Raw genomic sequence first — 11,806 nt, 5'->3', positions numbered from 1 at the left:
ATGACGGGGCTTCTCCAGCGACAGCGCGATTAGCCCGCGACGACGCTCACGTAACGGCGGTTGAACTCGCCTTTCTTCTCGAACTTGATCACGCCTTCGATCTTAGCGAACAGGGTGTGATCTTTGCCCATGCCAACGCCGTAGCCGGCGTGGAACTGGGTGCCGCGCTGGCGGACGATGATGTTGCCGGCCTTGATGACCTGGCCGCCATACATCTTCACGCCAAGGCGTTTCGATTCTGAGTCGCGACCGTTACGAGTACTACCACCAGCCTTCTTGTGAGCCATGGTTCAATTCTCCAAATAAATTCAGGGGATCTAGGAAATTAAGCCTGGATGCCGGTGATTTTGATCTCGGTGAACCACTGGCGGTGGCCCATACGCTTCATGTGGTGCTTACGACGACGGAACTTGATGATACGAACCTTGTCGTGACGGCCTTGCGAAACGACTTCAGCAACGACCTTGGCACCAGCAACGACTGGAGCGCCGATGGTAACGTCGTCGCCGTTGGCGACCAGCAGGACGCGATCGAAAGTCACGGATTCGCCAGTAGCGACTTCCAGTTTCTCGATCTTGAGGAATTCACCTTCAGCGACTTTGTACTGCTTGCCGCCGGTAACGATTACTGCGTAAGACATGGTATTTCTCCGATAATCCTGCTCACCCAGCTCTTTATATGATGAGTATTGGCTGGCATGGCTGCACAAGGCTGGAACGGCCCGGCGCAATTGCGTAAGGCAGGTGCTGCCCAGGAAAGTTAGGGTGCGCGATTGTACGCAACCCAAGATTGCCTTGCAAGTCCCGCCCCCGGCCGCCAGGCACCGTGCCTTGACACACCGGGACCCGCGACCTAGCATGCCGCGCAACCCCAATGGAGCAGCCGATGCAACCCCAAACCTTCTACCGCGCGGTAGCTGACGATTTCAGCGCCGTCGACGAGATCATCAAGAAGCAGCTGACCTCGCGCGTGCCGCTGGTATCGAAGATCGGCGACTATATCACTTCCGCCGGTGGCAAGCGCCTGCGCCCCCTGCTGGTGCTGCTGTGCGGCAAGGCATTGGGCCGCGAAGGCGACGACCTGCGCCTGCTCGCCGCGACCATCGAGTTCCTGCACACCGCCACCCTGCTGCATGACGACGTGGTCGACATGTCGGGTATGCGCCGTGGTCGCTCCACCGCCAACGCCCTGTGGGGCAACGCGCCGAGCGTGCTGGTCGGTGACTTCCTCTATTCGCGCTCGTTCGAAATGATGGTCGAGCTGGGCTCGATGCCGGTCATGCAGATCCTCTCCAAGGCCACCCGGGTCATCGCCGAGGGTGAAGTGCTGCAGCTGTCGCGGGTACGTGACGCCAGCACCACCGAAGAGGTGTACATGGATGTCATCCGCGGCAAGACCGCGATGCTGTTCGAGGCGTCGACCCACAGTGCCGCGGCACTGGCCCAAGCCAGCAACGAACAGCGCGAGGCCCTGCGCACCTTTGGCGATCACCTGGGCGTGGCCTTCCAGCTGGTCGACGACCTGCTCGACTACAAGGGCGACTCGCAAACCCTGGGCAAGAACGTCGGCGACGATCTGGCCGAGGGCAAGCCGACCCTGCCGTTGATCTACACCATGCGCGAAGGCACTGCCGAACAGGCTGCCCTGGTGCGTCAGGCGATCCAAAAAGGTGGCCTGGATGATCTGGAGCAGATCCGCGCAGCCGTGGAAGCCTCTGGCGCCCTCGACTACACCGCGCAGATGGCCCGCGACTATGTCGCTCGTGCCATTGCCTGCCTGGAAGTGCTGCCAGCCAGCGAATACCGCGATGCGCTGGTCGAGCTGAGTGAGTTTGCGGTCGCTCGTACCCACTGATATCGCGTAACACCCATCGCGGGGCAAGCCCGCTGCCACGTATGCCCCTCGCTACGTGGGAGCAGGCTTGCCCCGCGATTGCATTTGCACGCTCAACGCACATTTGCCAGACAAAACCTTATATAATGTGGGTTTTTACCCGTCTGTCCGAGGAACCGTAGTGAGCACTTTGCCACCCTGCCCTAAATGCAACTCCGAATACACCTACGAGGATGGCGCTCAGCTGATCTGCCCTGAATGCGCCCACGAGTGGTCGGCCAACGGCGAAGCCGAAGCGACCAGCGATGACGTGGTGAAGAAGGATTCGGTGGGCAATGTCCTGCAAGATGGCGACACCGTCACCGTAATCAAGGACCTCAAGGTCAAAGGCTCGTCGCTGGTGGTCAAGGTCGGCACCAAGGTCAAGAACATCCGCCTGTGCGACGGCGATCACGACATCGATTGCAAGATCGATGGCATCGGCGCGATGAAGCTCAAATCCGAGTTCGTGCGCAAGGTCTGATCGCCCCTTCTTCGGGGCTGCCAGCCGGTGGCCCCGACAGATCCTGCAACAGGATCGAGTGACCATTGGCGAAAAAACGCCAATAGACCCTTGCTATTTTGATAATAAGAATTATTCTCATTGGAAATTGCTATCCAAGGAGAATAGCCATGACTTATCTGATCGACGCCTGGCTGGACCGCCCCCACCCTTACCTGAGAATTCTTCATCGCGAGACCGGCGAAGTGTGCGCTGTGCTTGAGGAAGAAGCGCTGGATGAACTGCGCGACCAGGGTGACCTGGACATGACTGGATTGAATTCGAGTGAGCCGGGGGTGCTCAAGGAGCTGGTGCGTAATTTGTTTCTGTTTTGCTATGCGCGGGCGTTGCGCCCTGGGGGGACAGACTGGAACTGATAGCAGAGCGCGAGGGCTGCGCCCTCGTTCGCGGGCAAGCCCGCTCCCACAAGGGCCCCACTGGTAGTGAGAACAGTGGTGATCCTGTGGGGGCGGGCTTGCCCGTGAAAGGGCACAACAGGTCTTACAGAACGTCGAGCAGCTCGACGTCGAACACCAGTACGCTGTGCGGCGGGATGCTGCCAACGCCTTGGGCGCCGTAGGCCAGCTCGCTCGGCACGTACAGGCGCCATTTGCTACCAGCGTTCATCAGCTGCAGGGCTTCGGTCCAGCCAGCGATCACGCCGCCAACCGGGAACTCAGCCGGCTGGCCACGCTCGTAGGAGCTGTCGAACACGGTGCCGTCGATCAGGGTGCCGTGGTAGTGGGTACGCACGTTGTCTTCACGGGTCGGCTTGGCGCCTTCGCCCGCGGTCAGCACTTCGAATTGCAGACCGGAAGCCAGGGTGGTGATGCCGTCACGCTTGGCGTTTTCAGCCAAGAATTCCAGGCCGGCAGCCGCAGCCAGCTCAGCCTTGGCGGCAGCTTCGGCTTGCATGATGTCGCGGATGGTCTTGAAGGCAGCCGACAGGTCAGCCTCGCTGACGCGGCTTTCTTTGCCGGCGAAAGCGTCGGTCAGGCCAGCCAGGATGGCTTCCAGGCTCACGCCTGGTGGTGGGTTGTCGCGCAGTTGGCCACCCAGCTGACGGCCGATACCGTAGCTGACGCGGGTTTCGTCGGTGGACAGATTGAGTTCGGACATTAGCTTGCTCCGCTGCAGGGCGCAGTGACGCCGCGCCCTTGATCAAAAGGGCGAGCAGCCTAGCACACTGCGGCGCAGCAGATCAGCTACCAGGCCGACCGCGGCGAGATCGGCACCTTGAGGTCTTCTTCGGGATGATTGCCCATGCCACACATTTCGTCCTGCACCGACCAATGGATCAGGTTCATCGAGAGCAGCGGCATGGCCTGCAGCAAATGCCGCGCATCCTCGACCGAGCGCACCCGCAAGCGCTCGCCACGGTTGTCGGCCAGTGGATGGGCACGCCCGCGCACACGGGCCTCTAGCAGATAGTCACCGCCTTCGATGGCGATCAGGTTGACTTCATCGACCCGGCCCGCCCTGGCCTCACCGTTCAGTTCATGCAGGTTCATGGGAGCACCTCGCTGGGGGAACCACGCGTGATCGCTCATCTTTTGTACAGCTGAAACAAAAGCACAAGGTTTAAACGCAACCGCCCGTCCGTTTTACAACGGACGGGCGGTTGTACAACCTCAACGCGCAGCGCGATCAGTGCTTGGTCAGCTTGTCCAGGTAGCCCATGACGAACGCCGAGATCACGAAGGTCATGTGGATGATCACGTACCACATCAGCTTGTCGGTGGAGATGTTCTGGGCATCCATGAACACCCGCAGCAGGTGGATCGAGGAGATCGCCACGATCGAGGCGGCAACCTTCATCTTCAGCGAGGAGGAGTCCATCTTGCCCAACCAGTTGAGCTTCTCCTTGCTGTCGTCGATGTCCAGCTGCGAGACGAAGTTCTCGTAGCCCGAGATCATCACCATCACCAGCAGGCCGCCGACCAGCGACATGTCGATCAGTGACAGGATCACCAGGATCAGGTCGGCCTCGCTCAGGGCGAAGACGTTAGGCAGGACGTGCAGGACTTCTTGGAAAAACTTCAGCGCCAGCGCCAGCAGCCCCAGCGACAGGCCAAAGTAGATAGGGGCAAGCAACCAACGCGAGGCGTACATCGCGTTTTCGAGGATACGTTCCATGGAGGATAGAGACTCGTCAGGTGAGCGGAAAGCGAGGGCGAGTATAGCCAGCCACCTGTGACAGCAAAAGCCTGCGGCGGGTTGCCGCAGTTGCCAGGTCAGGGAACCGAGTGGGCCTTTTCGCGGGCAAGCCCGCTCCCACAGGTACAGCGCTCATCTTCAGATCGGCGCTGTGCCTGTGGGAGCGGGCTTGCCCGCGAAAAGGCCGACTCGGTGTATCAGGTTTCTGGGTGGAATTGATAATCCCCAAGATTTCGACAGCGCTCGCCGTTGATCTTGCGCAGCTGCGCCTGCAAGTGCAGACACCAGATCTGCGGATCCTCGGCCACCTGATACCCATGCAAGGTCAGGCTGTCGACGATGGCGTTGAGCACCGACTCAGCCACCAATGGCCCATGGAAGGGCCCCTGGGCCTTGATTGCCGAGGGTTGTTCGCCGGCCATGCCGGCGGCGAACAGCAACGTCCACATGCCATTGTCGCCGGCAAGCGGACGGATGCTGCATTCGATGCGGGTCACCAGGCCCAGGCACTGGCGGGTGAGGCTGAGGTTGCGCATGGCCGCGTCCCCTCTGAAAAGCCCAGTTCAGCCTTCGATCACCAGGCTGTTTCCATCCTGAACGCTGTAGCCATCCTTAAGTTCCAGCATAGAAGAAAGCCGCAAAAAGATGGAAAACCGGCGCTGAACGGTAGCACATGGCCGCCAGCGCCGATTTATTGACTTACGCAGGCTTAGCCTGGGCCACCATCTCCTCCAAACGCTCCTTTTCTGCGTCCTTGATGTCTTCTTCGCTGATCATCTCGGCGATCTCGCTGAGCCGCTCGACCACCCGTGCGTTGACGCTGCCCTCGGGGAATTCGCCCTTGTCATCCGGCGTACCTGCCTCTTCGCCGACCAACAGGCTCAGCGCTTCATCGGCCTGGCTCACCGCATAGACATTGAACAGCCCCGACTCCACCGCTTGCAGCACGCGCTCATCGAGCATCAGGGTGGCGACGTTGGCGCGGGGAATGATCACCCCTTGCTCACCGGTCAGGCCACGCGCCTCGCACAGGCGGAAGAAGCCCTCGATCTTCTCGTTGACCCCGCCGACCGCCTGCACCTCGCCAAACTGGTTGATCGAGCCGGTAATGGCAAAGCACTGCTTGAGTGGCGTGCGCGACAGCGCCGAGATCAACGTGCAGGCTTCACCCAGCGATGCACTGTCGCCGTCGACATAGCCGTAGGACTGCTCCAGGGCAATGCTCGCCGAAATCGCCAAGGGGAATTCCTGGGCGTAGCGACTGCCCAGGTAACCGGTGAGGATCATCACCCCTTTGGAGTGGATCGGTTGGCCCAGGTTGACCTCACGCTCGATGTCGACGATGCCACTGCCGCCCGGGTATACCGTGGCGGAAATCCGCGCCGGCATACCGAACGCCGAATCGCCCACTTCAAGCACGGTCAAGCCGTTGCACTTGCCGATCGCTGCACCTTCGGTGTCGATCAGGATGATCCCAGCAAGCATGTCGTCGAGCACTCGCTGCGAAACCCGCCCGGTACGGGTGGCCTTGGCCTTGAGGGCGCGTTCGATATGCCCGGCGTCGGTCATCTCGTCATTGGCCAGCTGGCGAATGAAGTCGGCTTCGCTGACCAGTTGGAACAGGTCACCGATGCGCGCCGACAGCCGCGACTGGTTCTCCGCCAAGCGGGCGCTGTAGGTGGCCAGGCGCGCTACCGCATCGCTGGTCAGCGGCGCCATGCCCTCCTCATTGGTGCGGGTGCGCAGCAACTGGGCGAACTGCTCCAGGTTCTCGTCGACCATGGGCATGTCTTCGTCGAAGTCGACCAGCACCCGGAACATCTCCTGGAAGTCCGAGTCGTGATCCTGCAAGGCGTAGTACAGCTGACGCGAGCCGATGATGATCAGCTTGACGTTGAGCGGGATCACCTGCGGCGTCAGGCTCACCGTGGCCACCCGGCCCAGCTCGCCCAGCGGCGACTCCATTTTCAGCTTGCGCGATTGCAAGGCGCGCTTGAGGCCATCCCAGACGAAGGGCTCGCCGAGCATCTTCTCGGCTTCCAGGATCAGGAAACCGCCATTGGCCCGGTGCAGCGCACCCGGACGCAGCTGGCGATAGGAGGTGTACAGCGCGCCTTGGTCGGTGCTGTATTCGATCCGCCCGAACAGGTTGTCGTAGGTCGGGTGTGGCTCGAACACCACCGGCGCGCCGCCGCTGATGTGATGGCCGACCACCAGGCTCGGCGCGTACTGCTCTTCGAGCATCTTGCGCGCCACGGCGTCGGTCTTGCTGTCATCGACCAACTGCTCGACCACCGTGCGCAGCAGGTTCAGCTGCACCGATTGCAGGTAGGCGCAGACTGCCGCGTTCTCGGCGTACTTCTCCGACAGCGGGGCCAACAGTGGCTGCAGCGCCAGGGTGATGGTTTCTTCGTTGAGCTGGCGCAGCTGGTTGTTCGACTCACGCTTCCACTGCGGCAGGCTGGAGAGCTCCTCGTTGAGGCGCTCTTCAAGCTCGGCGATATCCTCGTGGAAACGCTCGCGCACCTCCTCCGGCAGCTGGGCGAACTCGGCCTCATCCAGCGCCTTGCCCTCGCTCATCGGGGTGAAGGCGACGTTGCTGGCATCGCGATAGAGCGCCACGTCTTTTTCCAGCGACGCCCGTTCGATCACATCCAGGGCGCGGTCGTAGCGTTGGTTGAAGGCGCGGTCGATGGCGCCTTTTTTCTGCTGGTAGGACGGGTGTTCGAACACGGCCGGGAAGGTCGCCAGCAGGTTGTCGATCAGACCGCCCATGTCGCTGATGAATTCGCTGGCGGTGCCCGACGGCAGCTCCAGCGCACGGGGTTCGCGCGAGTCCTCGAAGTTATTGACGTAGACCCAGTCAGCCGGGGTCTGCTGGCGCTTGCCCTCAGCCTTGAGGTAGCGCTTGACGAACGAGAAGCGGCCGGTGCCCGGCTCGCCCATCACATACACGTTGTAACCAGGGCGCGGCATGGCCACACCGAATTGCAGGGCCTCGACAGCACGCTCCTGGCCCAGGACTCCACGAAACGGCTCCAGATCGTCGGTATGAGTGAAAGCAAACTGCTCAGGAGAAAAACGCCGGGTCAGGGCTTCGGGCGCAAGACGCAGGCGCGCAGCGACAGGATCGGGCATTGGGTTTCCTTACTTCGGCGGGGCGATGAAGGCATTCTGGCGCTGCCTGCCCGCGCCTTGCAAGGCTCACTGGGACTTTATGTCGCAGCAAGGATACGGCGATTAGCGATGCAATTTTTCGCAATAAGCCACGCAACCTTTGGATCGTGCCTAAACTCCAACCTTGCGCGGGTTGGCGGTTTGCTTTCCCGACCTGGCAACGGCGTTGCCAGAACCCCTGACCATTGGTACGTCTACTGAGAAAGAGAACAAAGCTATGAAACGGATTCTTCTGGGTACCCTGTTCACCGTCGTCTCGCTCAACGCCATGGCCGAAGCGCCAGGCGGCCCGAATTGCGGCTGGGGCAACATGCTGTTCGAAGGCCAGCGCGGCACTCCCGCCCACTTCCTGGCTTCCACCACCAACGGCACGTCCGGCAACGCCACGTTCGGTATGACTTCCGGCACCAACGGCTGTTCGACCAAGGCTTCGCTGACCTACGGCGGCAAGTCCTGGTTCGCCATGAACGGCATGATGAACGAGCTTTCCGAAGACATGGCCCAGGGCCAGGGCGAAGCCTTGACCACCTATGCCGTGGTCCTCGGTGTAGCGCCTGAAGATCGTGCGCACTTTGCCGCGGTCACCCACCAGCACTTCGGCGAGATCTTCTCCAGCGCCGATGTCACCGCCGAAACCGTGCACAGCAACACCCTTGCCGTGCTCAAGAGCGACCCACAACTGGCCAAGTACGCCACCGAGGCTTGAGTCCGGCCCTTCCCGCCCCGGTTTCGGGGCGGGTTTGGCATTCCACCATCGGCATCATTCAGACGTAGTTGCCCGACATGCTCAAACGCCTTGCCCTTTTGACGCTGCTTGCCAGCGCCGAGCTTCACGCTGCGCCCCAGGTTGACCCGGCACGCTTGCAACAACTGGCGGCGACGCCCTACTGGATCGCCCTTGGTCACTATGAGACCGGCAAGCTTGGCGGCTGGCGCAGCTATGTCGACGATAAAAACTTCTTCCTTGCCGAGGATGGCGGCCACCACCCCGATCGTGAGCTGGCGGCCACCGTGCAGGCGCTGTATGCGCCGCCCACCCTTGGCGATAAACATGCCCAGTGCGTGTTCCCGGCGCGCACCCGCTGGCTGCGCGAGCAGCTTGACCTCAAAGACCTGCCGCAGCCCGATTGCCAGGAGTATCGCCAGTGGTACCAGTCAGTCGACCCGCATAGCGCGGTGTTGATCTTCCCGGCGGCCTACTTGAACAGCCCGTCGTCGATGTTCGGCCACACCCTGTTGCGCATCGACCAGGCCAAGACCCGCGATGACGACACCACCCTGTTGAGCTACGCGATCAACTTCGGCGCCTATATCGAAGGCAGCGACAACAGCATCCTGTACGCCTGGAAAGGGCTGATGGGCGGCTATCCCGGGTTGTTCGCGCTGATGCCCTACCAGGAAAAATTGTCCGAATACCGCAGCCTGGAAAACCGCGACCTGTGGGAATACCAGCTGGACCTGACCCCACAAGAAACCGGGCGCATGGTCGAGCATGTCTGGGAGCTCAAGCAGATCCAGTTCGATTACTTCTTCTTCGACGAAAACTGCTCCTATCGGCTGCTGGAGCTGTTGCAGGTAGCCCGACCAGGGCTGGACCTGACTTCGCAGTTCCCGCTGACGGCGATCCCGACCGATACGGTCAAGGCAGTCAAGCAGTCGGGGCTGGTCTCCGGTGTGCGCTACCGCCCCTCGCGTGAGCGTGAATTGCTGGCGCGGGCAGATGCGCTCGATCATCAGGAGAAACAACAGGTGCTGGCGCTAAGTGCCGACACCGCACACCTGCAAAACCCCGACTTCACCGCCCTGCCCCGTCAGCGCCAGGCGCTGGTGCAGGACGCGGCGTATCGCCTGGAGCGCTACCGTGCGAACGGCCAGGAGCGCGATCCAGGCCAGGCCAAACGCAGCTTCGAGTTGCTGCGGGCGATCAACCGCAATCCACCGCCGCCGCTGCAGATCGAGCGCCCTGGGCTGCCAGAGAACGGCCACCAGTCGCGCACCTGGCAACTGGGCGTGGGCAGCCGTGACGACCGTGCCTATGCCGAGTATGGCTTGCGCATGGCCTATCACGACCTCAACGACAACGCCTATGGCTTCCCGCTAGGCGCGCAGATCGAGATTCTTCAGCTCAAGCTGCGCCAATACGAAGGCAACGACTGGCAGGTACAGCGCTTGGACTTGGCGACTATTCGCTCGCTGACACCGCGTAACGAGCTGCTCAAGCCACTGTCGTGGCAGGTGGCCGGGGGGCTTGAGCGGGTGCCGGGCAAGCATGATGACGAAGTGCTGGTGAGTCACGTCAACGGCGGTGCTGGTGGGACATGGCAGCTGGCCGATGGCTTGCTCGGCTTTGCCCTGGGTACGGTGCGGGTCGAGCATCACAACGACTTCGCCGAATTCATCTCACCGGCTGCAGGCTTCAATGGTGGGCTGCTGTGGCGCAATGGCCTGGGCAACCTGACCCTGGAGGCCAAGGGCGATTACTTCACCAATGGTGAGGTACGACGCAGTGTGAGCCTGAACCAGCAGTGGGAAATCAGCCAGGACCTGGGGCTGCGCTTGAGTGCCAAGCGCGAGTTCAGCCATGTGGCTTCAGCGCAGAACGAGGTGATGCTGGAGCTCAAGTGGTATCACTACTGAGTAGGCGTCTATCACTATAGGAGCTGGCCAAGCCTGCGATGCGCCGCAAGGGCGGCGCTGGCTAACGCCTCCAGGCATGCGCCTGGAGGCCCTGACGCAATCGCGTGTTAAACCACACCCTGCGCCAGCATCGCATCGGCCACTTTAACGAAGCCCGCGATGTTCGCGCCCTTGACGTAGTTGACCTTGCCATCGGCCTCTTCGCCGTAATGCACGCAAGCATGGTGGATCGACTGCATGATGTTGTGCAGCTTGCTGTCCACTTCACCGGCAGTCCACAGCAGGCGCATGGCGTTCTGCGACATTTCCAGGCCGCTGACGGCCACACCGCCGGCGTTGGAAGCTTTGCCCGGGGCGTAGAGGATGCCCGCTTCGATGAAGATATCCACAGCGTCGAGGGTGGTCGGCATGTTGGCGCCTTCGGCCACGCAGATGCAGCCATTGCGCAGCAGGGTATGGGCGTCCTCGGCGTTCAGTTCGTTCTGCGTCGCGCACGGCAGGGCGATGTCGCAGGCCAGGGTCCACGGGGTCTGGCCCTTGCGGAACTCCAGGCCGAATTGATCAGCCAGCTCGCTGATGCGCCCGCGCTTGACGTTTTTCAGCTCCATCAAGGCATCCCACTGCGCATCGCTCAGGCCGGCTTCGCAGAACAGGGTGCCTTCGGAGTCGGACAGCGAGATGACCTTGCCGCCCAGGTCCATGACCTTGCGTGCAGCGTACTGAGCGACGTTACCCGAACCAGAGATGGCGACCCGGCGTCCGTCGATGCGCAGGCCTTGGCGCTTGAGCATTTCTTCGGCGAAGTACACGCAGCCGTAACCGGTGGCTTCTGGACGAATCAGGCTGCCGCCGTAGGTCATGCCCTTGCCGGTCAGCACCGAGGTGAACTGGTTGGCCAGGCGCTTGTATTGGCCGAACATGAAGCCGATTTCGCGCGCACCCACACCGATATCGCCAGCAGGTACATCCAGGTCGGCACCGATGTGGCGGTACAGTTCGCTCATGAACGCCTGGCAGAAGCGCATCACTTCGGCATCGCTCTTGCCCTTCGGATCGAAGTCCGAACCGCCCTTGCCGCCGCCCATGGGCAACGAGGTCAGGGAGTTCTTGAAGGTCTGCTCGAAGGCCAAGAACTTCAGCACGCTGAGGTTCACCGAGCGGTGGAAACGCAGGCCACCCTTGTACGGGCCGATGGCGCTGTTCATCTGGATGCGGTAACCGCGGTTGACCTGGACCTTGCCCTGGTCATCGACCCAGGACACGCGGAACAGGATGGCGCGCTCCGGCTCGACGATGCGCTCGAGAATACCGGCTTGCAGGTAATGCGGGTTGGCTTCGAGGAAAGGCCACAGACTGCGCAGGACCTCTTCCACGGCCTGGTGGAATTCGGGTTGGGCAGGGTCGCGTTGTTGCAGACGCGCGAGGAAGTCGTCGACGGATTCGATCATGCTAGACATCTCA

The 11,806-nt window shown here is 61.6% G+C and carries 13 protein-coding genes; 5 read left to right on the top strand and 8 right to left on the bottom strand.

Features of this window, described 5'->3' with window-relative positions; genetic code table 11:
* Nucleotides 1-29: 29 nt before the first annotated feature.
* Together rpmA and rplU are read right to left on the bottom strand one after the other, a co-directional pair.
* Nucleotides 30-287 (bottom strand): 50S ribosomal protein L27, encoded by a 258-nt coding sequence (rpmA, locus tag HU737_RS00375; RefSeq protein ID WP_101316402.1) that lies wholly within the window; start codon nucleotides 285-287, stop codon nucleotides 30-32.
* A gap of 38 nt (nucleotides 288-325) precedes the next feature.
* A complete protein-coding gene (rplU, locus tag HU737_RS00370) occupies nucleotides 326-640 on the bottom strand; it encodes a 50S ribosomal protein L21 (protein WP_011532169.1) in 315 nt (104 codons plus the stop codon).
* Between the two features lie 245 nt (nucleotides 641-885).
* Between rplU and HU737_RS00365 the strand changes: the two genes are divergently transcribed.
* From HU737_RS00365 to HU737_RS00355, 3 genes are all read left to right on the top strand, one after another.
* Complete coding sequence (locus HU737_RS00365) at nucleotides 886-1,854, top strand: polyprenyl synthetase family protein (protein ID WP_186554229.1); 969 nt, start codon at nucleotides 886-888, stop codon at nucleotides 1,852-1,854.
* 160 nt (nucleotides 1,855-2,014) lie between these two features.
* Complete coding sequence (locus HU737_RS00360; protein WP_186554230.1) at nucleotides 2,015-2,356, top strand: zinc ribbon domain-containing protein YjdM; 342 nt, start codon at nucleotides 2,015-2,017, stop codon at nucleotides 2,354-2,356.
* 149 nt (nucleotides 2,357-2,505) lie between these two features.
* The gene (locus HU737_RS00355; RefSeq protein ID WP_186554231.1) at nucleotides 2,506-2,751 is read left to right on the top strand and encodes a PA4570 family protein; all 246 of its coding nucleotides are present in this window, start codon (nucleotides 2,506-2,508) and stop codon (nucleotides 2,749-2,751) included.
* Nucleotides 2,752-2,875: 124 nt separating this feature from the next.
* Here the strand turns inward: HU737_RS00355 and bamJ are convergent, their stop codons facing one another.
* The 5 genes from bamJ to HU737_RS00330 form a co-directional block, all read right to left on the bottom strand.
* Nucleotides 2,876-3,493: a BamJ family beta-barrel-assembly machinery protein gene (gene bamJ, locus HU737_RS00350; protein ID WP_186554232.1), complete on the bottom strand. Its 618-nt coding sequence runs from the start codon at nucleotides 3,491-3,493 to the stop codon at nucleotides 2,876-2,878.
* Between the two features lie 86 nt (nucleotides 3,494-3,579).
* Entirely contained in the window at nucleotides 3,580-3,885 is a 306-nt protein-coding gene (locus HU737_RS00345) for a DUF6482 family protein (protein WP_186554233.1), read from the bottom strand.
* A gap of 136 nt (nucleotides 3,886-4,021) precedes the next feature.
* The gene (locus tag HU737_RS00340; protein WP_186554234.1) at nucleotides 4,022-4,510 is read right to left on the bottom strand and encodes a TIGR00645 family protein; all 489 of its coding nucleotides are present in this window, start codon (nucleotides 4,508-4,510) and stop codon (nucleotides 4,022-4,024) included.
* A gap of 218 nt (nucleotides 4,511-4,728) precedes the next feature.
* Nucleotides 4,729-5,067 (bottom strand): PA4575 family protein, encoded by a 339-nt coding sequence (locus HU737_RS00335; protein WP_084297418.1) that lies wholly within the window; start codon nucleotides 5,065-5,067, stop codon nucleotides 4,729-4,731.
* Between the two features lie 163 nt (nucleotides 5,068-5,230).
* Nucleotides 5,231-7,669 carry a Lon protease family protein gene (locus HU737_RS00330; RefSeq protein WP_186554235.1) on the bottom strand — a complete coding sequence of 813 codons (2,439 nt, stop codon included), beginning with the start codon at nucleotides 7,667-7,669 and terminating at the stop codon, nucleotides 5,231-5,233.
* Between the two features lie 256 nt (nucleotides 7,670-7,925).
* Here HU737_RS00330 and HU737_RS00325 point away from each other — a divergent pair, with 256 nt between their 5' ends.
* Together HU737_RS00325 and HU737_RS00320 are read left to right on the top strand one after the other, a co-directional pair.
* Nucleotides 7,926-8,414 carry a DUF3015 domain-containing protein gene (locus tag HU737_RS00325; protein WP_186554236.1) on the top strand — a complete coding sequence of 163 codons (489 nt, stop codon included), beginning with the start codon at nucleotides 7,926-7,928 and terminating at the stop codon, nucleotides 8,412-8,414.
* A gap of 77 nt (nucleotides 8,415-8,491) precedes the next feature.
* Complete coding sequence (locus HU737_RS00320; RefSeq protein ID WP_186554237.1) at nucleotides 8,492-10,345, top strand: Lnb N-terminal periplasmic domain-containing protein; 1,854 nt, start codon at nucleotides 8,492-8,494, stop codon at nucleotides 10,343-10,345.
* A 107-nt stretch (nucleotides 10,346-10,452) separates the two neighbouring features.
* On the opposite strand, the gene gdhA is transcribed toward HU737_RS00320, so the two are convergent.
* The gene (gdhA, locus tag HU737_RS00315; RefSeq protein ID WP_186554238.1) at nucleotides 10,453-11,793 is read right to left on the bottom strand and encodes an NADP-specific glutamate dehydrogenase; all 1,341 of its coding nucleotides are present in this window, start codon (nucleotides 11,791-11,793) and stop codon (nucleotides 10,453-10,455) included.
* Nucleotides 11,794-11,806 lie beyond the last annotated feature (13 nt).

Origin of the sequence: Pseudomonas urmiensis (assembly GCF_014268815.2) — a bacterium.
GTDB classification, from domain to species: Bacteria; Pseudomonadota; Gammaproteobacteria; order Pseudomonadales; family Pseudomonadaceae; genus Aquipseudomonas; species Aquipseudomonas urmiensis.
This window is presented reverse-complemented; position numbering and strand designations above follow the sequence as displayed.